This window comes from Gordonia sp. (in: high G+C Gram-positive bacteria) (assembly GCF_020438995.1).
Lineage (GTDB): Bacteria > Actinomycetota > Actinomycetes > Mycobacteriales > Mycobacteriaceae > Gordonia.
Genome location: NZ_JAGQTN010000170.1, coordinates 1 through 23,007, shown reverse-complemented (window position 1 = coordinate 23,007; position 23,007 = coordinate 1). Strand labels below are relative to the sequence as shown.

The 23,007-nt window shown below is 67.3% G+C and carries 20 protein-coding genes; 7 read left to right on the top strand and 13 right to left on the bottom strand.

Going from position 1 to position 23,007, the window contains the following annotated elements; all coding sequences use genetic code 11:
* The first annotated feature begins 220 nt into the window (after positions 1-220).
* On the top strand, positions 221-1,030 hold the full coding sequence (locus KDB67_RS12465) for a hypothetical protein (RefSeq protein ID WP_291016131.1): 810 nt from the start codon (positions 221-223) through the stop codon (positions 1,028-1,030).
* A gap of 34 nt (positions 1,031-1,064) precedes the next feature.
* On the top strand, positions 1,065-2,051 hold the full coding sequence (locus tag KDB67_RS12460) for a hypothetical protein (RefSeq protein WP_291016129.1): 987 nt from the start codon (positions 1,065-1,067) through the stop codon (positions 2,049-2,051).
* Between the two features lie 79 nt (positions 2,052-2,130).
* On the opposite strand, the gene gatA is transcribed toward KDB67_RS12460, so the two are convergent.
* Positions 2,131-3,621 (bottom strand): Asp-tRNA(Asn)/Glu-tRNA(Gln) amidotransferase subunit GatA, encoded by a 1,491-nt coding sequence (gene gatA / locus KDB67_RS12455; protein WP_291016127.1) that lies wholly within the window; start codon positions 3,619-3,621, stop codon positions 2,131-2,133.
* 2 nt (positions 3,622-3,623) lie between these two features.
* Positions 3,624-3,932 carry an Asp-tRNA(Asn)/Glu-tRNA(Gln) amidotransferase subunit GatC gene (gene gatC, locus KDB67_RS12450; RefSeq protein WP_291016126.1) on the bottom strand — a complete coding sequence of 103 codons (309 nt, stop codon included), beginning with the start codon at positions 3,930-3,932 and terminating at the stop codon, positions 3,624-3,626.
* Between the two features lie 178 nt (positions 3,933-4,110).
* Between gatC and KDB67_RS12445 the strand changes: the two genes are divergently transcribed.
* Complete coding sequence (locus KDB67_RS12445; RefSeq protein ID WP_291016124.1) at positions 4,111-4,767, top strand: amino acid-binding protein; 657 nt, start codon at positions 4,111-4,113, stop codon at positions 4,765-4,767.
* Between the two features lie 16 nt (positions 4,768-4,783).
* On the opposite strand, the gene KDB67_RS12440 is transcribed toward KDB67_RS12445, so the two are convergent.
* Positions 4,784-5,953 (bottom strand): HAMP domain-containing sensor histidine kinase, encoded by a 1,170-nt coding sequence (locus KDB67_RS12440; protein WP_291016122.1) that lies wholly within the window; start codon positions 5,951-5,953, stop codon positions 4,784-4,786.
* Complete coding sequence (locus KDB67_RS12435; RefSeq protein WP_291016184.1) at positions 5,950-6,645, bottom strand: response regulator transcription factor; 696 nt, start codon at positions 6,643-6,645, stop codon at positions 5,950-5,952. The genes KDB67_RS12440 and KDB67_RS12435 overlap by 4 nt, the downstream gene beginning before the upstream one ends.
* A 166-nt stretch (positions 6,646-6,811) precedes the next feature.
* Here KDB67_RS12435 and KDB67_RS12430 point away from each other — a divergent pair, with 166 nt between their 5' ends.
* Together KDB67_RS12430 and KDB67_RS12425 are read left to right on the top strand one after the other, a co-directional pair.
* Positions 6,812-7,264, top strand: coding sequence for a DM13 domain-containing protein (locus tag KDB67_RS12430; RefSeq protein ID WP_291016120.1), 453 nt, complete (start codon positions 6,812-6,814; stop codon positions 7,262-7,264).
* Positions 7,265-7,269: 5 nt separating this feature from the next.
* On the top strand, positions 7,270-7,758 hold the full coding sequence (locus tag KDB67_RS12425) for a hypothetical protein (RefSeq protein WP_291016118.1): 489 nt from the start codon (positions 7,270-7,272) through the stop codon (positions 7,756-7,758).
* 16 nt (positions 7,759-7,774) lie between these two features.
* On the opposite strand, the gene ligA is transcribed toward KDB67_RS12425, so the two are convergent.
* The 3 genes from ligA to KDB67_RS12410 form a co-directional block, all read right to left on the bottom strand.
* Positions 7,775-9,901 carry an NAD-dependent DNA ligase LigA gene (gene ligA, locus KDB67_RS12420; protein ID WP_291016183.1) on the bottom strand — a complete coding sequence of 709 codons (2,127 nt, stop codon included), beginning with the start codon at positions 9,899-9,901 and terminating at the stop codon, positions 7,775-7,777.
* Between the two features lie 81 nt (positions 9,902-9,982).
* Entirely contained in the window at positions 9,983-10,180 is a 198-nt protein-coding gene (locus tag KDB67_RS12415) for a hypothetical protein (protein ID WP_291016116.1), read from the bottom strand.
* Between the two features lie 500 nt (positions 10,181-10,680).
* Complete coding sequence (locus KDB67_RS12410; protein WP_291016115.1) at positions 10,681-11,667, bottom strand: LLM class F420-dependent oxidoreductase; 987 nt, start codon at positions 11,665-11,667, stop codon at positions 10,681-10,683.
* 322 nt (positions 11,668-11,989) lie between these two features.
* Between KDB67_RS12410 and KDB67_RS12405 the strand changes: the two genes are divergently transcribed.
* On the top strand, positions 11,990-12,376 hold the full coding sequence (locus KDB67_RS12405) for an MmcQ/YjbR family DNA-binding protein (protein WP_291016113.1): 387 nt from the start codon (positions 11,990-11,992) through the stop codon (positions 12,374-12,376).
* Positions 12,377-12,383: 7 nt separating this feature from the next.
* Here the strand turns inward: KDB67_RS12405 and KDB67_RS12400 are convergent, their stop codons facing one another.
* From KDB67_RS12400 to KDB67_RS12385, 4 genes are all read right to left on the bottom strand, one after another.
* Positions 12,384-13,415 carry a vitamin-B12 independent methionine synthase gene (locus KDB67_RS12400; RefSeq protein WP_291016111.1) on the bottom strand — a complete coding sequence of 344 codons (1,032 nt, stop codon included), beginning with the start codon at positions 13,413-13,415 and terminating at the stop codon, positions 12,384-12,386.
* Positions 13,412-14,518 carry a tRNA 2-thiouridine(34) synthase MnmA gene (mnmA, locus tag KDB67_RS12395; RefSeq protein WP_291016109.1) on the bottom strand — a complete coding sequence of 369 codons (1,107 nt, stop codon included), beginning with the start codon at positions 14,516-14,518 and terminating at the stop codon, positions 13,412-13,414. Before mnmA ends, KDB67_RS12400 begins: the two co-directional genes overlap by 4 nt.
* Complete coding sequence (locus KDB67_RS12390) at positions 14,515-15,723, bottom strand: cysteine desulfurase family protein (RefSeq protein ID WP_291016108.1); 1,209 nt, start codon at positions 15,721-15,723, stop codon at positions 14,515-14,517. The genes mnmA and KDB67_RS12390 overlap by 4 nt, the downstream gene beginning before the upstream one ends.
* A gap of 100 nt (positions 15,724-15,823) precedes the next feature.
* Positions 15,824-17,197, bottom strand: a complete 1,374-nt coding sequence (locus KDB67_RS12385) for an FAD-binding protein (RefSeq protein ID WP_291016106.1) — start codon at positions 17,195-17,197, stop codon at positions 15,824-15,826.
* A 262-nt stretch (positions 17,198-17,459) separates the two neighbouring features.
* On the opposite strand from KDB67_RS12385, the gene KDB67_RS12380 reads away from it, so the two are divergent.
* The gene (locus KDB67_RS12380; protein ID WP_291016104.1) at positions 17,460-21,026 is read left to right on the top strand and encodes a BTAD domain-containing putative transcriptional regulator; all 3,567 of its coding nucleotides are present in this window, start codon (positions 17,460-17,462) and stop codon (positions 21,024-21,026) included.
* On the opposite strand, the gene KDB67_RS12375 is transcribed toward KDB67_RS12380, so the two are convergent.
* Entirely contained in the window at positions 20,995-21,831 is an 837-nt protein-coding gene (locus tag KDB67_RS12375) for a lysophospholipid acyltransferase family protein (protein WP_291016102.1), read from the bottom strand. The two genes, KDB67_RS12380 and KDB67_RS12375, sit on opposite strands and share 32 nt — an antisense overlap.
* A 108-nt stretch (positions 21,832-21,939) precedes the next feature.
* Positions 21,940-22,767: a GNAT family N-acyltransferase gene (locus KDB67_RS12370; protein ID WP_291016100.1), complete on the bottom strand. Its 828-nt coding sequence runs from the start codon at positions 22,765-22,767 to the stop codon at positions 21,940-21,942.
* Positions 22,768-23,007 lie beyond the last annotated feature (240 nt).

Sequence of the window (23,007 nt, the reverse complement as noted above, 5' to 3'; positions counted from 1 at the left end):
GGGCAAACGATGCCCATCGACACAATGACCACCAATCTAGGGCACCCGACCGCATCCCGCGGGGTACCCCGGCTGATAACGATCGGACTCGCGGCGTTGGTACATACCCGGCCGACATATAGCATCTTCAGGCGTGCCTTCCCTCTCATCACGTAAATCGCTCCGCGCACGTGTTGCGGTTGCAGGGATCGGTCTCGGGGTCGTCGTTTCCGGCGTTGTCGTGGCCTCACCGGCGACTGCCGCACAGCCGTGCGACGCGCAGTATCAATCGGCGCTGGCCATCCAGAAGCAGATCGAGTCGCACAACAAGCAACCCCGCACGTTCGAGTTGCCTGCCCAGCGCGCCGCCTACGACGCATACAACGCGCGCGCATCCCGGCTCAACTCCCAGATGGCGGCCGCCCGTAAGAACTACAACGCGTGCAAGGCCGCGGTCCGCGAACTGTTCGAACTCGACATCAAGCAGGACCCGCCCAGTCCCGATCCCACTGCGGTCGCCAAGATCAAGGACGCCGCAGCCAAGATCCCCGCCGGATACACGCCTCCCGCCCTGTCCAAGCCAACCCGCTCTACGACCGCGGTGGCCGTCGCCGCCGAGTTGCAACCCCTGTACGACGCACTCGACGACGTTTCGCTCACCGATTCGGACACCGTGAAGTTGCAGAACGTGTCCAAACCCGACGAAGGCGACCAGGACCCGGCCTACTCCGCCAAGAGCGGCCGCACGATCGTCAAGGGTCCCGACGGCAAGGCCGCGGTGACCGCAGACCGGGTGACCCCGCTGGCCCGGGTGCTGTCCATCGAGGGATTCACCCAGCTCAGCCCCGAATCGATGTACTTTGTCTCGCGCGCCCCGCTCAATCTGCAATGGCTCTCACCGAACGCGGCATTGTCGAGAAAATCCGGCAGCGTGGCAGCGGTGACCGGCGTCGACGACACCTGGCTCGACAAGCAGGTCGACATGCAGACCACCGTCGAGGACAAGCTCAAGACCCTCATCGCCCAGCTCATCGCAAGCGAGAAGAAGTGACGACCATCGCCCGGGCAGCGGGTGCGGAGAGACTATGACCCAGCCACCCCAGGGACCCGAGCCTTCCGGCGAACCGCTACCGGGCGCCCAGTGGTCGAGTGACCCGCAGGACCTCGACAAGACTCAGATCTCCTCGCCCCGGAATCCGTATCCGCAGGCTCCGGTACCACCACCGGCGCCGGGTACGGCAGGATTCGCATCGGACCCCCAGCAGGTCATGCCTGCCGGCCAGTACGACCCGGCCGCCCAGTACGACCCTGCCGCCCAGTACGCGCCTACCCCCCAGTACGATCCGGCCGGTCACTACGACCAGACGATGGTCGGTCAACCGTCCTTCGGCATGCCGGACGCCGAGCAGGCCGGTCCGCAGCAGCAGTACGACGCCCCGCAGTACGGGTCGCAGCAGCCATACGGTCAGCAGCCCTACCCGGCGCCGATGCCCGGAACGACGCCGTTCGGGTCCGAGCAGCCGTATGGCCACGCCGGACCGGACTCCCAGGGGTTCCCCTCGTATCAGCAAGCGCCCCAGACCGGACCGGCGCCCTATGGGGCATACGACCGTCCCGTTCACCGCACGGAACCATTCGAGCCGCTGCCCGCCAAACGTAAGAAGGGCCGCAAGATCGCGCTGATCGCGCTCGGCGTGGTCGTCCTGCTCGCCATCATCGCCGGCGTGCTCTGGTTCCTGAACCGCGGCGAGAGCGACGAGGACGCCATCAAGCGGGTGAGTTCGGAGTTCTCCGAGGCCGTGGCGTCGCAGGACACCGCGAAGATGACCGAGCTGATGTGCAAGGCGGAGGCCCAGCGCATCGGCGGCGACACCGCACCCACCTCGGGAGAAGGCGACAACAACGCCGCCGAGCCCGAGAAGTTCGACGTGTCGGCGACCAAGATCTCCGGAGACAACGCCAAGGCCACACTGACGTTCCCGTCGGACGGCCGGACGTCGACGCTGTACTTCGCCAAGGAGGACGACAACTGGGTGGTGTGCGACTCGGCCGCGGCGAGCTTCGGCCCCTGACCGGATCACACGCCGGATCCGAAAGCGGCCCGCGAGCCTGTGCTCGCGGGCCGCTTTCGTCGGTGACTCCGGGGCCGGCTCAGCCGATCGGGCCGCGGGCGGCCTCGTAGGCCGCACCCACCCGGTACAGCCGGTCGTCTGCGAGTGCGGGTGCCATGATCTGCAGCCCGACGGGCAGCCCGTCATCGGCGGACAGCCCCGACGGCACCGACATCGCCCCCACACCGGCAAGGTTCACCGGCAGCGTGCACAGGTCGAACAGGTACATCGCCAGCGGGTCGTCGACCTTCTCCCCGAGCTTGAACGCCGTGGTGGGCGTGGTGGGCGAGATCAGCACATCCACCTGCTCGAACGCGGCCGCGAAGTCGCGGGCGATGAGTGTGCGCACCTTCTGCGCCTGACCGTAGTAGGCGTCGTAATAGCCCGAGGACAGCGCGTAGGTGCCGATGATGATGCGCCGCTTGACCTCGGGACCGAACCCGGCGTCGCGGGTGAGAGCCATGACCTCGTCGGCGCTATGTGAGCCGTCGTCGCCGACACGCAACCCGTAGCGCATCGCGTCGAAACGGGCGAGGTTGCTCGACACCTCCGACGGCAGGATCAGGTAGTACGCGCCGAGCGCGTAGGTGAACTTCGGGCACGACACCTCGATCACCTCGGCACCGCGGTCGGTGAGGACCTTGACGGCCGCGGCGAACGAGTCGAGCACGCCGCTCTGGTAGCCCTCGCCCTGCAGTTCTTTGACGATGCCGATCTTGACGCCGGTCAGATCGCCCTCGGCGCCGGTCCTGGCGGCTGCCACCACGTCGGGTACGGGCACGTTGACCGAGGTGGAGTCCCGCGGATCGTGTCCGGCGATGATCTCGTGCAGGAGGGCGGTGTCGAGCACTGTGCGGGCGCACGGACCACCCTGATCCAGCGACGACGCGCACGCGACGAGGCCGTATCGCGAGACGGTGCCGTAGGTGGGCTTGACGCCGACGGTCGCGGTGACCGCGGCCGGCTGGCGGATCGAGCCGCCGGTGTCGGTGCCGATTGCCAGCGGTGCCTGATACGACGCAAGCGCGGCCGCGCTGCCGCCACCCGATCCGCCGGGGATCCTGTCGGTGTCCCAGGGGTTGCGGGTGACCTGGTAGGCCGAGTTCTCGGTGGACGATCCCATCGCGAACTCGTCCATGTTGGTCTTGCCGAGGATCGGGATGCCGGCGGCGCGCAGCCGGGCGGTCACGGTCGCATCGTACGGCGGTACCCAGCCTTCAAGGATCTTCGAACCGCAGGTGGTAGGCGCGTCGACGGTGGTGAACACGTCCTTGAGGGCAAGCGGCACACCGGCCAGCGCCGACGGCGCGTTGCCCGCGGCGATCGCATCGTCGGCGGCTTTGGCGGCTGCCAGCGCCTCGGCGCCGCTCACATGCAGGAATGCGCCGAGCCGGTCGTCGATCTCGGCTATGCGATTCAGGTGCGCCTGGGTGACCTCCACCGACGACAGCTCACGGGCGGTGATCTTTCCGGCAAGGTCGGCGGCGGTCAGGCCGGTGATGTCCCCGGCGGCGCGGGTATCGGCGGTCACGGTCACTCTTCTCCCAGGATCTGCGGAACGGCGAACCGGTCCTGCTCGACGGCCGGCGCACCCGAAAGTGCCTCGTCGGTGGTCAAGCCCGGCACCACCTCGTCGACGCGCAGCACGTTGGCCAGTTGCGCGGGGTGCGCGGTGGGCGGTACGTCGTCGGCGGCGACCTCGGACACCTGCGCCACGTGCGCGAGGATCGAGTCGAGCTGGGCCGCGTACTGGTCGAGTTCGTCGTCGGTCAACGCCAGCCGCGACAGCCGGGCCAGATGCTCGACCTCCGCACGCGATATCGACTGCGGTTCTGCTGCCACCGAGCCGTCCTTTCTCACCGGGGACACAATTCGCTCCCAAGCCTATGGGAACACCCCGGTCACGCCGTGGTCAGGCTCGACTTCACCGCAACCGGTGCGGCAGCCATATCAGATAGCCACGCCGACGCGCAGGGCCACTCGCCGCACGTACTTGGTGACCCGGTGCGACAATGTGCGCGTGTCGTATCTGCTACGCGTCCATCTGCAGTATCGTCCGGGCAGTCTTGGCCTGCTGGCGGTCCAGCTCGGTTCCGTCGGTGCCGACATCCTCTCCCTGGAAGTCGTCGAACGCGGCGACGGGTACGCCGTCGACGATCTCGTGGTCGAGGTGGCGCCGGGAGGACTGCCCGACAGCCTCATCACCGCCGCCGAGAAGGTCAAGGGTGTGCGAGTCGATTCGATCCGGCCGTATTCCGGGGTGCTCGACACTCACCGCGAATTGGAGTTGATCGACCAGGTGGCCACCGCCGCCGACAAATTGCAGGTCCTCGTCGACAACACGCCCAGGGTGTTGCGTGTGTCGTGGGCGACGGTGATCACGTCGGGAGCGAGCGGTGTCCTGCAACTGTTCGGCTCATCCGGTGCGCCCGAAACCCCGTTGGAGGAAGTCGACTGGCTACCCCTGTCGGCATCCGTCCAGCTCGATTCCGACGGCGATTGGGTACCGCAGGCTTGGAAGGACATGGACACCCGGATGGCCGCCGCGCCGCTGGGCCGCGGCGACAAGGCGATCCTGCTCGGCCGCATCGGCGGCCCCGACTTCCGGCCATCGGAGGTGGCTCGCCTGGGCTATCTCGCGGGCATCGTCAGCACGGTACTGCGCACGTCCCTCTGACAGGATGAGGGAGCGGTCATCGTCGCGGTGACAGGTTTCCGCCCGGCAGCGACAGATCCAGCCGGAATCCGCCGGTGATGTTCTCGGCGCGGACGTCACCACCGTGCGCCTCGACGATGCCACGCACGATGGCCAGCCCGAGACCGGCCGACGACGAACCGATCTCGGGTGCCTCGTCGGCGGTCGCCGGGGTGCGCGCGGCGTCTGCCCGCCAGCCCACCTCGAAGATGTTGGACAGGTCGGCATCGGGAACTCCCGGTCCCTGATCGGCGACGCTGATCACGGTGCGGCCGGTGCCGTCGTCCACCGACGCCGAGATCAGGATCTCCGATCCGGGCGGCGCGTACTTGATGCTGTTGGTCAGCAGGTTCACCACGACGCGGGTCAATTCGTGGGGGTCGGCCCAGACGGTGATCCCGGCGACCCCCGAATGGGTGATCCGCATACCGCGTTCGGTGGCTGCGGCCCGCACATCGGATACCGAATCGGAGACCACATCCACCAGTTCGAGCGGCTCGCAGCGCAACCGCAGCCCCCCTTCGGTGAGCCGGGACAATTCGAAGAGGTCGTCGACGAGGCGACTCATCGTGCCCACCTGAAGGCGGATGCGCCGAATGTAGTCGCCGGGATCGGCGGCCACACCGTCCTCGAGCACCTCCGCCATTGCCCGCAGACCGGTCAGCGGTGTGCGCAGATCGTGCGAGATCCATGCGAAGAACTGCCGCCGCGACGCGTCGAGCTCTTCGATTTCCTTGCGGGCAGCGGCAAGTCGCCGTGAGGTATCCGACAGTTGTTCGGACACTTCGGCGAATTCCTTCCACCCGGTGCCGTCTGTTCCGATGACGTCGCCGTCACCGATCCGGCGTGCGGACTCGCGCAGCGTGAGCATCGATGACCGCGCGGTGCGGCCGACGACGGTCGCAGCCATCACGCTCATGGCGGCCGAGACCCCGAGAACCCACAGCAGTACTTGAAAGTCGTGCTGCGAGACGTACATCTGAACGGCGATCACCGTCACCGACGCGACCACCGACAGTGGTGAGGCAACGGCCATCAGCCAGATCTGGGATGTGATCGAGCCGTGCGCGTTGTACCGGATCAGCCCGATGCAGGCCGCGGTGACCACGACGGTGCAACCCGCGGCGATCGCGACGATCTGGGCGATATCCCAGGCGTGCAACATCATCGGTTGTTCTCCCCTCCCCCGGCGGCCCCGCCGCCCACGGTGAACCGGTATCCCGCACCCCATTCGGTGAGCAGGTATCTCGGATAGCGTGGCTCGGGCTCGATCTTCTCGCGGAGCCGCCGCACATGCACCGTCACCGTCGAGGCCTCCCCGAACGTCCAGCCCCACACCTCGCGAAGGATGTCGTCGCGGGTGAACACCTCGTCGGGATGGTGTGTGAAGAACAGCAACAGCTCGTATTCACGAGTGGTGAGCGGGATCGTCGTATTGTTCAGGAATGCGATCCGCCGAGCCGGGTCAATCCGGAAGGGCCCGATTTCCATCGGCACGAGAGGACTCTTCTGTCCGCGGCGCAGCAGGGTTTCGATGCGTAGTTGCAGTTCGCGCATCGAGAACGGTTTGACCAGGTAATCGTCGGCGCCGTGTTCAAGGCCGCTGATGCGCTGGGCCACCGAATCGAGCGCGGTCAGCATGATCACCATGACGTGCGGGGCGTTCTTCCGGATCTCCGCACACAGCACGTCGCCGCCCACAAGCGGTAGCATCCGGTCGAGAACCAGTACGTCGGGCGTCTGGACTGCGAGTTTGTCCCGGGCCAGGCCACCGTCGGCGACGGCGGTCACCGAGTAGCCCGCCGCGCGCAGGTAGTCGCCGACCGCCGTCCGCACCGCCGCATCGTCTTCCACGATCATCACCGTCGCGTTCACGGTGACGACGATAGTCGCCGGCACAGCCCGGACGGTGAGTTCTTACGCTGCTGAAATGTTTGGTCCCGCCGGGGTTGTGCGCGGTTACGTTCGTGTCCGTAGCCGATTGCCGCTACATCAGCATTTTCCCTCAACCGAAAAGGTGACCATCGTGCATACCAAGTTCTTTTCCGGAATCGTCGGCGCGGGAATCGTGGCCGTCGCTCTGACGCTGAGCGCCTGCGGCGATTCGGACTCCGAATCCGCACCCACCGCGTCGATGTCCATGGCCGCCGGATCGTCGATGTCGTCACCGATGATGTCATCGATGACCGGTACCTTCACCGGCATGGGCGGCAAGAATGTGAGCGGTACGGCCACCGTCGCCGACGGCAAGCTCATGCTGTCGGACTTCCACACCGACGAGGGTCCTGACCTGCACGTGTACCTGACCAACGGCACCGACGAGGCCGCGGTGATGGCAGGCAAGCAGATCAGCGCCATCGACCTGATCAAGATGTCACAGACGTTCCCCCTCGACGGCATCGACGCCGGCATGTACCACAATGTCGTCATCCACTGCGACAAGGCCAAAGTGGTGTTCGGCGCCGCGATGCTGAGCTGATCGCAATGGCTACCGTGACCTCGCCGGTCCTGAACCCGTCGCGGACCGCATCCCGCTGGTACCGGGGTGTGGCCGTCCTGACCGGGGTTGTCGGCCTCACGCTTGGTGTGTTGTGGATCCGGGAGAGCTGGATCAAGTATCACGCCGGGTTCGGTGCCGCCGACATACATCTCGTCGCCGACGGCGCCGCACAGAATTCGAGGGTGCCGGGATTCTTCCAGGAGTTCTGTGCGCACGTCCTCGGGCCGAATGCCGGACTGTTCGGATTGGCCATGCCCGCACTCGAAATGGGGCTCGGCATCGGGTTCGTCACCATAGTCGTAGCGACACTTGCCGATTCACGGTGTTCGACGGCGCTGACCCGCCTCGTGGCCGGTGGTTCGGTGTTCACGCTGATGACATATTGGCTTTCCGATCAGCTGATCTGGGAGTATCCGATCATGGTGTTGCTGTCGGCGTTCCTGCTCGCGACTGCGTCGTCGCGCCGGAGGTGATTCCGAAATCCAGGTGCTACTCCTGCGTGGCACCTGGATTCGGGTTTGTGTCGGCCTCTACCTCCGCCTCGCCCGGTGCGGTGCCGGTGTCGAGCAGGATCTTGAAGGCGTCCTCATCGAGGATCGGTACGCCGAGTTGTTCGGCCTTGGCCGCTTTGGAGCCGGGTGAATCCCCCACCACCACATAGTCGGTCTTCTTGGATACTGACGCGGAAGCCTTTCCGCCGCGGGACAGGATGGCCTCCTTGGCGCCGTCGCGAGAGAAGTCCTGTAGTGAACCGGTGACGACGATCGTCTTGCCCTCCAGTGTGCGGGCGATCGTTTCGTCCCGTTTGTCGGCCATGGAAACTCCTGCGGCACGCCACTTTTCGACTATCGTCCGGTGCCAGTCGACGGCGAACCAGTCGACGATGCTCTGCGCGAGGGTCGCGCCGAGTCCGTCTACCTGCGCCAGATCGTCGACGGATGCTTCCTCGATCGCCTGTAGGGAGCCGAAATGCGTTGCCAGGGAACGGGCCGCGGCCGGCCCGACATGGCGGATCGACAGTGCCACCAGCACCCGCCACAGCGGTACGTCTGTGGCCTTGTCCAGGTTGGTGATGAGCCATTTCCCGTTTGCCGACAGTTCCCCTTCCTTGTTGGTGAACAGGGGCACCTTCAGCAGGTCCTGGGCGGTGAGGGAGAACAGGTCGCCCTCGTTGTGAATCACCCCGGCTTCCAGAAGTGCTTGTGCCGCTTTGTAACCGAGCGCTTCGATATCGAAGGAGCCGCGGCCGGCGAGGAAGAACAACCGCTCGCGAAGCTGCGCCGGGCACGCTTCGCTGTTGGGGCAACGGATGTCGGCGTCACCCTCCTTCTCCGGGCGCAGTTCGGCAGCGCATTCGGGGCAGTTCGTCGGCATCACGAACTCGGTTTCGCTGCCGTCCCGCAGGTCGATGACCGGCCCGAGAACCTCGGGGATCACATCGCCGGCCTTGCGGATGGTGACGGTGTCGCCGATCTTGACACCTTTGCGCTTCACCTCGGACTGATTGTGCAGGGTGGCGCGGGCGACGGTCGACCCGGCGACGGGCACCGGTTCGAGTACCGCGTACGGGGTGACCCGGCCGGTGCGGCCGACACCGACTTCGATGCCGAGCAACCTGGTGGTGACCTCCTCGGGAGGGTACTTGTAGGCGATCGCCCAGCGCGGGGCCCGCGAGGTGGCGCCGAGGCGACGCTGAATCCCGAAGTCGTCGACCTTGACGACGATGCCGTCGATCTCGTGCTCGACATCGTGGCGGTGTTCGCCCCAGTAGCTGATCTTGTCCAAGACCTCGGCACCCGAGGTGGCCTTGGCGGTGTGCGTGGACACCGGCAGGCCCCACGCCCCCAGCGCCAGGTATGCATCGTGCAGGGACGCCGGTCGCCAGCCGTCCACTCTGCCGATACCGTGGCAGATCATCCGGAGCCTGCGCCGCGCAGTGACCTGCGGATTCTTCTGCCGCAACGAACCCGCGGCCGAGTTGCGGGGGTTGGCGAACGGAGCCTTGCCGTCCTCGATGAGCGATGCGTTGAGGTTGGCGAAATCTTCGAGCCGGAAGAACACCTCGCCCCGCACCTCCAGCAGCGCGGGGATCGGGTAGTCGCCGGTGGCGCTGAGTTCGGCCGGGACATCCTCGATGGTGCGTGCGTTGAGGGTGACGTCCTCACCTGTGCGGCCATCGCCGCGGGTCACCCCGCGAACCAGGACGCCGTTCTCGTACACAAGACTCAACGCCACACCGTCGATCTTCAGTTCACACAGAAAATCAACCGCCGTACCGGCGTCGGCGTCGACTTTCTGCACCCACCCCGTCATCTCGCCGTAGTCGAAGACATTGTCCAGCGACATCATCCGCTCGAGATGATCGACAGGGGTGAACGCCGTCGAAAATCCCCCACCTACCAGCTTGGTCGGCGAATCAGCCACCGCCAGTTCCGGATAGCGATCCTCCAATTCCTGCAACCGCCGCAGCAGAGCATCGAACTCACCGTCACTGATGATCGGCGAGTCCCGCACGTAGTACCGGAACTGGTGGTCACGGATCTCCTCGGCCAGTTGCGCCCACTGCTCGTGGGTGGCCGTGTCGGCCGGACCCGCGCCGGTCGCGACCGCCTCGATCGAATCGGTATCGTCCGGGATCGTGTTGTCCTCTGCCACGCCGTCGAGGTTAGCCCAGACCGGTGACACCCCCTGCGTGACTCAGCCCTCGTTCTGCGCGAGATTGTCGCGCAAGGTGGTACCGCCGTATTCGCGTCGATGGACATCCCGCTTCCACAGGTGCGGAACGATGTGCTCGGCGAACTGCGGCAGCGACTCCACGAACACCGTGGATCCAGGTAGGCGAACACGGAGTTTCTGGATGAAGTCACCGTACGGTTCGGTGAGTCGAACCTCCACGGTGTGCGGCCGACGGCGATGGCCTCCCCATAGTAGTCGGCGAGAAAGTACTGCGACCGCGGAATACCGCGCTTCTCATCGCCCCTGGCCAGGAAGTTCAGGTTCGCGGCCACCGCAGCGGCGTCGAGTGCTTCACCGTTGGAGAAGGTCACGCCTTCGCGGATGGTCGGTGTGAAGCGAGTACGCGCGGCGTTCTCGGTGAATCCGGTAGCCAGATGAGGGACGAACGAGCCGTCCGCGTCGTCGTAGAAAGGCGCTCTACCACTTGATTCCACACCTGCGCGACATGCCGGGAGCCTGCGAAACCGTTCTGTCCTGGTGACTTGTCGCAGGCAAGTGAGCACAGTCCGGGTGCACTGATCTACGGTATTGCTCTACACGAACGGGACAGTGGTACTGAACTTTTCAGTACCGGTACCGTGCACAAACCCCACCGCTGAGCACCGGTATCGCAACTATTGTGATGCCGCGGCTCAGCGGTGGGGTTTGTGACGAACGAACTATGCGAACTCGGGAATCACCGTGTCCGCGAACAACAGCGCACCGGACTGATCGTAGGCCAGGTCGACGAAGTTGGTGATGGCGTAGGCCAGACCGAGATCACGGACGGCACTGAGCTTTTCGACGATCTGATCAGGGGTGCCGACGAGGTATCCGGAGCGGAACGTCGTGTTGTACCGGTCGGCGGGCTCCCCGGGCACCAGCTTCTCGTAGTGCGCCTGGATCCAGTCGAGTTTGTCGGCCACGTCCGTCTCGGTCTCACCGATCACCACGTTGTAGTTGGAGGAGCGGGTGATCTCGGCGAAGTCGCGGCCGAGGTCCTTGGCGTGCTGTTCGAGGATGGCCGACTTGTGGGCAAAGCCGTCGGGGGTGCCGTCGAAGTTGGTGTACTGGGCGTACTTCGCGGCGATAAGCAGGGTCTTGCGTTCGCCACCACCGGCGATCCACAACGGAATCCCGTTGTCCTGCAACGGCAGCGGCTGCACGATGGCCCCGTCGACCTGGTAGACCTTCCCGTCGAGGGTGGCATTGCCCTCACGCCAGGCCTGGGTGAAGATCTGCACTCCCTCGTCGAGTGCCCGCAGCCGGTCACCCGCGCTCGGGAATCCGTAGCCATAGGCGAGCCATTCGTGTTCGTACCAGCCCGCCCCGATCCCCATTTCGACACGCCCACCGGACACGTGGTCGACGGTGGTGGCGACTTTGGCCAGGTACGCCGGGTTACGGTAGGCGATGCAGGTGCACATCTGGCCGAGCCGGATCCGTTCGGTGGACGCGGCGAACGCCGACATCAGCGTCCACGCCTCGTGTGTCGCCTCCTGCGTCGGCGCGGGCACCGTGTGGAAATGGTCGTACACCCACAGCGACGTCCACGGCCCCGCGTCGGCCTCCTGAGCGAGACGTTTGATCAGCGGCCACTGCTGCGCGGGTTCGATGCCGACGAGATCCAACCGCCAGCCCTGCGGGATGAAGATTCCGAAATCCATGGGCACCAACCTAACCCCCGAACGACCCAATAAGCGCCGACGTACGCCGCCGACGACGCATCGTCAAAGGTGACGGGCACGACAAGGGTATCGACCACCACGCGCAATAGTCGGCGGCCGGCGGCGTGCGCCGGTCAAAGCCCGGGCGTAGATGTACCCAGACGCTCGCGCAGAGTGGCGCCGGTATGGTCGCGGGCGAAGGCGCCACGGTCGATCAGACCCGGCAACACGTGTCGCCGAGGTAGAGCCGGAGACCGGGGAGCACCTTGAGGTGGCCGGGTCGCGGCCGTGTCCGCGCACCGCGCGGCTACCCTTGGGAGCCATGCCACACCCGATCATGTTCGACGACAATGACCCGTATCTGGTGAAGGTCCGCGAGATCGCGCTGGCCCTGCCGAACACCACCGAGGTGATCGCGCACGGGCGACCGACGTTTCGGTGCGGAAAGATGTTCGGCAACTACGGCGGTTCGGTGAAAGGCGTTGTGCGGTACGACCGGTCGTTGTTGTTCATCCCCGACCCGACCGAACGCGAAGCACTCGTCGGCGACGAACGCTTCTACGTTCCCGCATATTTCGGACCCGCGGGCTGGCTCGGCATCGTGTTCGATGACGGTACCGACTGGACGGAGGTGGCCGAATTGCTCGATGCCAGCTACCGGCAGGTGGCCCCGAAGCGGTCGATAGCCGAACTCGACGCGCGCGGATAGCTACGGACTACAGGGCTTCGGGGTCGGCGGACAGCAGTTCTCCGGCCTTGGCCGATGCCTTCAGGGCGGTGGTCGCCCAGGCCGGGTTCGCGCCGGCCAGGCCGCACGCCGGCGTCACCACGACGTTGTCGCGCAGCACCGAACGGTTCAGGCCGATCCGATCCACCAGCCGGGCCAGCGACGTCGCGGCGTGCTCGGCGAGGACCGGAACCCCGGACGCACTCCGGGCCGTCGTCGGTATCACTCCGGCGACCCACGTGTCGCCACGGTCGATGAGGGCACCGGCACCGTCGAGGTCGGCGGCCGATTCACCTGTCCACGAGGTGATATCGCACGAGAGCGCCACACCCGGAAGCCGGGCCGTCAGGTCCCAGCGCGCCGCGCCGCAGTTGTGCAGGATGACGGGCCGTCCGATCGCCTCGACCATCTGCGCCAGCGCGTCGGCGACCTCGATCACCGGGATCGCGGGAATGGTGTCGAATCGGGTCAGCGGCTTCACCGTTCCGTCGATCACCGCACCGATCATCGGTTCATCAAGCTGCACAACGGTATTCGAACCCAGCCTGCGTTCGGTCTCACCGGCGAGCGTCCGGATGCCCTCGGTCGACGAAGCGATCACGTCCGACCAGGCACCCCGGTCCCGCAGAATCTTGTGCCCGTTGGGAAGTTCGGCGGAGGCGGCAAACGTGAACGGGCCGCACACCTGAATCTTGAACGGACGCCCGGTTCCGACGAATCCCGCCGCATCCCAAAGCTCTTCGACGGCATCAAGATCCGCCGACAGGAAATCGGCGGCCCGGCGCGAGACCGCCGATCGCCGCCCGGACAGCCGGTATCCCCAGGTACCGGCATCCATCGGCATATCCACCAGGATCGCGGCCATCCGGCCCACCATGTCCGCGCCCACACCCCGACCGGGCAGTTCGACCAGATGCGCTAAATCCAACTCGCCGTTGACAATCGCGGCGGCCTCACGCGGATCGCTACCGGGCATCGACCCGATACCCGTACCCACCGCGGTGGGAAGAGGGCCCGTCACACCTTCGCCAGGGACGACGTGCCGATGATGCGACCCGAACCGATTACCAGATCACCGGCGTCCTCGTCCGGCAGATACAGGACGGCCGCCTGACCGCGCGCGACACCGGTCAGCGGCTGCGCCAGTTCGATGTCGATGCGGGCCTCGCCATCACGTGTCACGGGGGTGGCCCGGGCGGGTGCGAGACCGCCGTGAGCGCGGACCTGGACCACGCAGTCGACGGGGCCGTCGGGCACCTGACCGGAGGTCCACACGGCGCGCCCGGCCTCGATGGTCCACACCTGCAGGTGTTCGGCCGATCCGACTGTGACGGTACCGGATTCGGGGTCGATGCCGGTGACGTAGCGGGGTTTGCCATCTGCGGCCGGCGCCTCGATACCCAGCCCTTTGCGCTGGCCGATCGTAAAGCCATGCACGCCTTCGTGTTCGGCGAGCCTCTCCCCCGAATCGGCGTCGACGACGGCGCCGGGCCGGATCCCGATCCGGGCGCCGAGGAAAGCGCGGGTGTCGCCGGTGGGGATGAAGCAGATGTCGTGCGAGTCGGGCTTGTCGGCCACCGACAGGCCGCGCCGGGCGGCCTCATCCCGGATCTGCGGCTTGGGCGTGTCGCCGCACGGGAACATCGCCCGGCTCAGCTGTGCGTGATCGAGCACCGCGAGCACATACGACTGATCCTTGTCGTCGTCGACGGCCCGGCGCAGTTCGCCGCCGGAGAGCCGGGCGTAGTGACCGGTTGCCAGTGCGTCGAAGCCCAGCGCGATCGCCTTGTCCGCGAGCGCCGCGAACTTGATCTTCTCGTTGCAGGTCAGGCACGGATTGGGGGTCTGGCCCTCGGCGTAGGCATCGACGAACTCGTCGATCACGTCTTCCTTGAAGCGGTCGGCGAAATCCCACACGTAGAACGGGATGCCGAGCACGTCTGCGGCACGCCGGGCGTCGTCGGCGTCCTCCCGCGAGCAGCACCCGCGTGACCCGGTGCGCAGTGCACCAGGGGCCGTCGACAACGCCAGGTGCACACCGACCACGTCGTGACCTGCGTCGACGGCACGTGCGGCGGCCACCGCCGAATCGACACCACCGCTCATCGCCGCGAGAACTCTCATGACCGGACACCTCCACGAACAGAAACCAACCCGGCGGTGCGCGCCCGGTCCACGACGTCGCCGATCACCTGTGCCACCGCGTCGACATCGGCGTCGGTGGTGGTCGCGCCGAGCGAGAACCGCAGCGACCCGCGGGCGTGCGCCATGTCGAAACCCATCGCCAGGAGCACGTGGCTGGCGCGGGCCACCCCGGCGGTGCAGGCCGAACCGGTGGAGCATTCGATGCCGTTGGCGTCGAGCAGCATCAGCAGCGAGTCACCCTCGCAGTCACCGAATGTCACGTGCGCGTTGCCCGGCAGTCGCAGGGCGCCGACGGGCCCGTTCACGCTTGCCCCGGGAACGTCGAGCAAAGCGTCGAGAAGCCGGTCGCGCAGCCGGGTGATGCGCGTGGTCGCCGATTCCATCGACTCGGTGCTGATCCGCAGCGCGGTGGCCATGCCGACCGCGCCCGCCACGTCCTGGGTTCCCGACCTGATGTCGCGTTCGTGGCCGCCGCCGTGCAGCAGCGGTACGCACGCGACGTCGCGACGCAGTAGCAACGCACCAGTGCCCTGGGGTCCGCCGAACTTGTGTGCGGCCAGGCTCAGAGCAGACAACCCGGATGCTGCGAAGTCGACGGCGACGTGCCCGACGGCCTGGATGGCATCCGAATGCACCGGCACCCCGAACTCGACGCCCAGAGCGGCAAGCTCGGTGATCGGCTGGATCGCCCCGACCTCGTTGTTGGCCCACATGACGGAGACGAGCGCTGTCGAGGCCGCGTGCGCGGCCAGTTCGGCGCGCAGGTCGTCGGGTGAGACGACGCCGGTGACGTCCACCGGGAGAACCACCAACTCGGCACCCTCGTTGTCGGCGAGCCACTGCGCCGGATCGAGAATGGCGTGGTGCTCCACCGCGGACACGACGATCCGGGTCCGCGCCGCATTCTCCGCTCGTCGCGCCCGGTAGATGCCCTTGATCGCGAGATTGTCAGCCTCGGTTCCGCCGCCGGTGAAGATGACCTCCGACGGCCGCGCCCCCAGCGCCGCGGCGATGGATTCACGGGATTCCTCCAGCCGACGGCGCGCCCTGCGCCCGGAACCGTGCAACGACGACGCGTTGCCGGGGTGGGCGTAGACGGCAGTCATCGCCTCGACAGCTTCGGGGAGCATCACAGTTGATGCGGCGTGATCGAGGTAGACGGGGGGCCGGGCCGGTGTGGACATATCGCTGCCAAGGATAAACGTGCGGGCAGCCCCGGCAAATTCCCGCGCGATCCGGCGCGCGCGGACGCCGTCGGTGGACGGCGCCCGCTCGCTCCCCGGCTCACCGCACGACCTGGCCCGTATGCAGGACCCCGCGCGGGTCGAGCCGGGCGGCGAGCGCCGCGAGCCAGGCGTAGGTGTCCTCGTCGTAGCATCGCCGGATCATGTCCGGGTCACCGGAAGGCGTGAAGTTGGGCAGGGAGGTGCCGGTGCTCCACGGCCCCACCGCCGCCAGCAGTTCGGCCACGGCAGCGGGCACCAGGTCGGCGATCGGCGGGGCGAGGACACCGACTGCGAACAGCTGAAACGCGGAGTCACGGTGGCAGAGGGCACTACGCACGGCCTGCTCGTCGGTGAGCGCACCCCCGAACTGACGGACTTCGACGATGGCCAGCGGTGACGATGACTGCGGTCCGGCGGCCGAGACGATCGCGTCGATCGTTCCGTCGGTGAAGTCCCGCAGCAGGGTGCTCGCCTCGAGTGCGGGCATCGGGACCGTCGGATCGGCATGCACGGCGGCGACCGCGGCGTACGGAATCGTGGCTACGCCGTCGAGCAGGGGTGTCGCCACCGCCCGCATCGGTGCCAGCATCCCGGCCGCGGTGTCGGCGTCGGAGGCAGTGGCGAACCGCACCGCCAGGGTGAGTCTGCCGGCCAGCACCGGCGGGACGCCCGGCATCTCCGGCAAGCGCATCAACGCGGCCGAGGTGCTTGCCTCCCGCGGCAGATCCGCGGCCCAGTCGCGCCACGCCCGGAGCAGGCCGGCAGCATCGGCACCGTCGAAATAGATTGCACCACCGTAGATCTTGGGGATCGGAAGCAACTCGATGACCACCTCGGTGATGATCCCGAGCGAGGCCTTGCCGCCGCGCAGTCCCCAGAACAGTTCAGGATTGACCTGTGCCGTGGCCTCCCGCACGGTGCCGTCACCGGTGACGACCCGCACCGAACGCACGTAGTCCACGGTCGCGCCATGGGACCGCACGAGCGGCCCGACACCACCGCCGGAGAGAAGCCCGACGACGCCGACCGTGGTCGACGAGCCGCACACAAGGGCCAGCCCGTGGGGTGCCGCCGCGTCGAGAACGGTCTGCACACGCACGCCGGCGCCGATGCGTACGGTCCTCGCCGCCGGGTCGACCTCGCAGGTGTCCAGGGCCGCGGTGCGTACCAGGATGGTGTCGGGACCGACCTCGACGCCGCCGTGCCCGGTCGCGAACACCGCCACACGCAGGCCGGAGGTGCCGGCGAACCGGATCACGGCGGCGATGTCATCGGCATCGGCGACGTCGACGACCGCATACGGCGTGCGGGTGACGGCGAGGTTGAAACCCGCTGTGGCATAACCGGCGTCGTCGGGTCCGTGGACCGCGCCGCGGACGAGTGCCCGCAATGAGGTCAGGTCGAGTTCAGTAACGATGGGGCTGATAGTCATGTCGATCTCCTTCGTGAGGTCTGTTCGGTTACTGACAACCAGAGTCGGAGAGGGCGCTTGCAGGCCTCTTGGAACGGACTTGGACGGCGGCCGGGCGCCACTTGCGGGCGCCACAAGTCTGGGGCCGGGGGCTTCCCCGGACAAGCGTACGCACTACCTGCAAAAGACGGATGCGCAGCATCGTCGGCAGGTAGTGACACGCAGGATCCGGCGATTCACGCAAAGGGAACCTACCGGCGTATGCCCTTAGAATGTCCCCGTGATGGCAAGTGCGAGCGCGGATTCGGGTATCCGCTCATATGCGGTACTCGGTGACCTGCAGGTGCGGCGCGGGGACATCGCCGTCGATCTCGGTTCACCCAAGCAACGCGCCGTGCTCGCCGCACTGATCCTGGCGCGCGGCGCGGTCGTCTCCGTCGATCGATTGATCGACACAGTGTGGCCGGTCGAGGCACCGGCGGCGGCCACGACCAGCCTGCAGGCCTACATCTCCAACCTGCGCCGGGCGCTGCGGGCAGGCGCGTCGGGCCCCTCACCCATCGAGCGGGTCGGCACCGGGTACCGGCTTGTCGTCGGCGACGATCAGGTCGACGTCGCCGATTTCGTGCGGCTCGCCGGTTCCGCTCGCGTGGCCCGCGACGACGGCGACTGGTCCCGCGCACTCGCCGAGTCATCGGCGGCGCTGGCTCTGTGGCGCGGCGATCTGGCCGGCGGAGAATTGGGCGAGGCGAGCTGGCTGGTGGCCGAGGCTGCCGCACTGGCCGAGACCCGGAACGCCGTGGACGACATCCATATCAGTGCACTGCTGGCCGGCGGCGATGTTGCGGGCGCCTTGAGCGAGGTCGCCGCGCTGCGTATCCGCGACCCGCTGCACGAACGTACGGTGTGGCTGCAGATGGTGGCGCTCTATCGCGCGGGCCGTGGCACCGAGGCACTCACGGCGTACACCGACCACGCCACGATGCTCGACGCCGAACTCGGCCTCGACCCCGGTACTGAACTGGTCTCGCTGCAAGGTGCGATCCTCCGGCACGATCCGGTGATCGCGGCCTGGCCACGGCCGCCGCACTGGACGGGATCGGTGGAGGTCAGTGCACCGGCCGCCGAGACCATCCCCGCGCGGCCGGCCGATCCCGTGCCCCCGGCCGAAGCGCGGTTCGTCGGCAGGACGCCGGAGTTGCGGCGACTGCGTGACGTGGTGTCGACGGCCTCACCCGACCCGCGGTGGGTGCTCCTGACCGGGCCGCCAGGGATCGGCAAGACCGCACTCGCCGAGGAAACGGTGACGCTGGCCACCACCGCCCACCCCGATGCGACGGTGGTGTGGGTACGCTGCCCCGACACCGAGGGCGTCCCCGCGTGGTGGCCCCTGCGGCAGGCGTGCCGGGCGCTCGGCGCCGACCCCGCCCAGGTGTTGTCGGTGCCCGCCGGTTCGGACGCCGATACCGCCCGGTTCGCCGTCTACGACCGGGTACAAACAATGCTCGAGCGCGCCGCGCAGACGGCACCGCTCATCTTCGTCGTCGACGATCTGCAGTGGGCGGATCCGATGTCGCTCGGGTTGTTCACCTATCTGATGTCGGTGCTGCGCGGTGGCCGGATCATCGTCGTGGCCACCGCTCGCGACGGTGAGGGCGGGCCCGAGGTCCAGCGGTTCCGCGCTGGCGCCAATCGCTCGGGGGCCACGGTGGTCTCGGTGCCACGCCTGTCGCGTGACGAGGTCGCCGACCTGGTGCTGGTCGTCTCGCAGGAGGAGATGGCCCCGGCCGACGTCGATCTGCTCACCCGGCGAACAGGCGGAAACCCGTTGTTCGTCACGGAGTTCGCCCGGCTCACCCATCACGCGCGGGACGACGAGCAGATCCCGGAGGCGATCCGCTCGATTCTGGACCGACGTCTGAACTCCCTGGACCCGGCGGTGCTGGAGGTGATCGGTTACGCCGCGGCGATCGGTGAGGATATCGACGTACCACTGCTGATCGCGGTCACCGGCCGCGATCCCGACGACATCGCGGACTGTCTCGACGAGGCCGTCGACGAACACATCCTGGTGACCCGACCCCAGCACGATCTGTTCGGTGCCCCACTCCCCGCGAATACCACCCGGTTCGCACACTCGCTGCTGCGCGAAGGTGCGCTCGGCATGATCAGGCCGCTGCGCCGGGCACGGATCCATCTGCGGATCGCCGGGGTGCTGGGCGAGATCGGTGGCAGCGACTCTCGCGCGGTGCGCGCCGCCCACCTCGTCGACGCACTGCCGGTCGCCGATGCCCGCGAGGTGGTGGCCGCCTGCCGGGCCGCCGCCGTGGATGCCACGGCCGCATGGGATTCGGAGAAGGCCGCGTACTGGCTCGATGCCGCGCTGCGTATCTACGAGTCGGCGCCACGGATCAATCAGGATGTCACCGAACGCGACGACCTGTTGATGGGTCTGCTCACCGCACAGACCCGCGCCGGTCAGGTTCAGCAGGCGCTGGCCGTCGTCGAGGTGCGGCTCGACGAGGCGATCGCCGCCGGTGCGCCCGACACCCTGGGCAGGCTGGCGGGAATCCTGCTGCGGGCGGGCGGTTCCTGGCCCTGGGTCGGCCCCAACGTTGACAACGAACACCTCTGCACCACAATGGAATCCGCGCTGGATGCAGTCGCCGGGAACGGCCCGGCGGAGGCCCGGGTCCTTAGCGCTCTGGCCGTCGGATATTGCTATCACCACGATGCATCGGTACCCGCCGGACTGCTCGATCGCGCCGACGCCGTTGCTGCCGAACTCGGCGACGACGCCGTCCTCGTCGACGTGCTGATGGCCCGCCTGATCACCTATTCCGGTGTGGCACAGTATGCCCCGGAATCGATCGAACTCGCCGCCCGAATCCGGCACGTCCGCAGTCTCAGTCACCCGCGTAGTAGTGGGACCGACTATGCCGCAACAGATGTCGATGATGTCATCGTCGATACGGTGCTCACCATGTCGACGATGATGCTCGGCGACGTCGCTGAGACCGAACGTCTGGTACGCCGCGGAATCGTCGGCAGCGAACGCTACCGGCTCCCGATCCTGCGAGCCCAGTTGCGCTGGATGGAGGCATCTCTGGCGGTGTGGCACGGCGATTTCGAAGTGGCGATGCGGCACTTCCGCACCGCGGTCAAGGTGCACCAGATGACCGAACTGTATGTGGCCGGCAGCGACACCGTCGCGATGATCGGCATGGCAACCGAACGCCACATGCTCGACAGCATCATCGAATCCGACGATTTTCCCGCGAGCGGGCAATCGACACTGGATTGGGCCAGGTCGATGGCCGATCAGTTCTCCGACAATCAGATCACCGTGCTGCTCGCCGCGGGCGTCGCCATGGTCGCCCGATCCGAAGGTGATCACGACCTCGCCGAACGGATGGTCGCCATCTGGCTCACCGACGACCGGCCGATGGTGTGGACCTCGCTGTGTCAGGCGGTGTTGCTGGCGCATGTCGTGGCGGATCTCGAATTGATAAGCTACGCACAGTATTTCATCGACTACCTCGCCCCGTACAGTACCGGGATCGGCGCCCTCGGCCAGATCGGATGCGTCGGGCCGGTCGGCCTGTCACTGGCCAAGCTGCACTATCTGCTCGGCGACGACGAAGCCGGCGACACGGCATTGCGCGATGCCACCGATGTCGCGGTCCGCGGCGCCGGCCGGCCGTCCCTGCTGCGCTGCCGACTGCTCGCCGCCACACGCCAACCGCCCTCCCCACAACGAGATCGGGAGATCGCCGACATCGAGACCGAGGCGAGCAACCTCGGGCTGCTCGATGTCGTCAAGGCGACCGGTGCACTGCGGTCCCGATGAGCCGTTCGCACCGCAGGGCCAGCTCTCTGCGATCGGTGCCCGGCGCTTGGCTCTCGTGCACGGTGATCCGGACTGTCAGTCCACGGGTGCGCACCACCCGGAGCAGGGTGTCCCACGGCGCGTCGTCACCGATGAACGCCGCCGCGGCACAGGTGCCCGCCGCGGTGGTGAACGTCAGACCGACAGGTAGAACCGGCGCGTCGGCGTCGATGGCGGCCTGAAAGAATGCCGGGGCGAAGGTTCCGGCGCTCATACCGCACCGGGTGGTGCCTTCGGGAAACACCGCGACCGACCTGTCGCGGGCAAGCCGCGCGGCCACGACCCCTACCGTTGTAGGCAACTGTCGCAACGAGTTCCGCTGAACCTTGATCGTCCTGAAGATCACGGCCGGCACCGCGGCGCCCGGAATGTCCGCGATCTCGGCCTTGGCGACGAACCGGGCCGGGCATACCCCGGCGATCGCCGCGATGTCCAGATACGAGATGTGATTGGCCACAACGAGTCCGTCGAACCGGCCGGGGACCGCCCGGCGATCGTCGACGACCACCGTCAATCCGAGCGCCACCAGCAGCTGCCGCGACAGACCGGACACAAACCGGCGCCGTCCCGATCTCGGAAACACCACCAGCAATGGCCAGGTCCATACCGCTGCGGCGACGACTGCCGCCGCCCGAGCCACCCGGCCCGCGGCCCGGGCAGCCGACACGGTGTCCCGATGTTCGGCAAGACATCCGTCACCGCACGGGCTCAGCGGAAACCACGGGTGCAGGCCGGTATACGGTGCGGCGTGCACCTTGCGCGCCATGCCCGACGCCGTGGGAGCCGGCTCTGCGAACCGTACAAGGCGCAGTTCGGTCCCCCGGTCGACCGGGATCGGGGCTAGCATTTGCGCGACTGAACCGCGTGCGGCCATTCAGCGTCCCGCCACCGCGAGTCGCTGGACGGTGGCGGTGAGCCGGTCGAGGTAGCGCCGGGTGGCACCCTCACGGTCGATGACGGTCAGGAAGTCGCCGACGTCGAAGGCATCGTCCACGGCCGGTTCACCGCACACCTTGGCACCCAGACGCAGGTAGCCACGCAGCAGTGGCGGCAGCGCGGTCCCGGGATGCGCCGCGATGGCATCGAGCGCGACTCCGTCGACGTGTGGCGACGTCAGCGGACGCACCTGCCACGGGGACCTGTACTTGATGAGGAGTTGGTCGCGCACCGACCGCAGTTCCGCCCCGCGCTGTGCGGCCGGATCGGCACGCAGCGGAACGGAGACCGATCCCATCACGTAACGCACGCCGGTCATGTCCAGGTAGCGCAGCACCGACGCCCACGTGAGCGCGGTCACCGATCCGCTGCGGTGCGCCGCGGCCACGCACGCCCGGCCCATCTCGACGGTCTGCGTGGCGATTGTTCCCAGCCCCGTCACGTCGAACTCGGTGGCCGAGTACCAGCCGCCGGCGACGATGGCCCGGGCCGGTGGCAGCAGACGGGCACAGCCGATCACGCCGTCCTCGTCGTGCCGGACGATCAGATGCTGGGCGAAGTCATCGAAACGGTCTGCGTCGCGGCCACTCTCGTGGTCGCCGATGCGATCGGAGAAGCCCGGCTCGGAGTTGAACACCTGGTAGCGCAGCCGCTGTGCGTCGGCGATGTCGTCCGGATGCTCCGACAGCAGCACCCGCAGCGGGCCCGCGGACAGCAGTTCGATTCGTGTGGGCGAGAACAACGATCCGTCGATCACTTGGGTCATGAACCGAATACAACCCTGCCGGAACGACTTTCGGGCGACGAGAACCTGTCACGGCGGTGCGGACACGGTGAACGTGTCCGGGCGCGGAATGTACTGACGGTGAACGCCGCCGACAATCGAGTAGGAGGGCCGGGTTTCCCGGCCCTCCTCTCACACCACCGGACGTGCGGGCCTCGCATCCGGCGGTTCGCTAGGTCGTTCGAAACCTGGCCCAGGCTGGGTGAAAGAACACGACACCAC

Excerpts from the sequence above, each read along its gene's own strand:
- KDB67_RS12440 (WP_291016122.1), bottom strand. The coding sequence starts at position 5,953 with ATGATGTTGCACGCCTGGGATATCGCCCAGATCGTCGCGATCGCCGCG.
- KDB67_RS12435 (WP_291016184.1), bottom strand. The coding sequence starts at position 6,645 with ATGATCGTGGAAGACGATGCGGCGGTGCGGACGGCGGTCGGCGACTAC.
- KDB67_RS12405 (WP_291016113.1), top strand. The coding sequence starts at position 11,990 with ATGCCACACCCGATCATGTTCGACGACAATGACCCGTATCTGGTGAAG.
- mnmA (WP_291016109.1), bottom strand. The coding sequence starts at position 14,518 with ATGAGAGTTCTCGCGGCGATGAGCGGTGGTGTCGATTCGGCGGTGGCC.
- KDB67_RS12425 (WP_291016118.1), top strand. The coding sequence starts at position 7,270 with ATGGCTACCGTGACCTCGCCGGTCCTGAACCCGTCGCGGACCGCATCC.
- KDB67_RS12460 (WP_291016129.1), top strand. The coding sequence starts at position 1,065 with ATGACCCAGCCACCCCAGGGACCCGAGCCTTCCGGCGAACCGCTACCG.
- KDB67_RS12410 (WP_291016115.1), bottom strand. The coding sequence starts at position 11,667 with ATGGATTTCGGAATCTTCATCCCGCAGGGCTGGCGGTTGGATCTCGTC.
- KDB67_RS12370 (WP_291016100.1), bottom strand. The coding sequence starts at position 22,767 with ATGACCCAAGTGATCGACGGATCGTTGTTCTCGCCCACACGAATCGAA.
- KDB67_RS12380 (WP_291016104.1), top strand. The coding sequence starts at position 17,460 with ATGGCAAGTGCGAGCGCGGATTCGGGTATCCGCTCATATGCGGTACTC.
- KDB67_RS12390 (WP_291016108.1), bottom strand. The coding sequence starts at position 15,723 with ATGTCCACACCGGCCCGGCCCCCCGTCTACCTCGATCACGCCGCATCA.
- KDB67_RS12375 (WP_291016102.1), bottom strand. The coding sequence starts at position 21,831 with ATGGCGCGCAAGGTGCACGCCGCACCGTATACCGGCCTGCACCCGTGG.
- KDB67_RS12385 (WP_291016106.1), bottom strand. The coding sequence starts at position 17,197 with ATGACTATCAGCCCCATCGTTACTGAACTCGACCTGACCTCATTGCGG.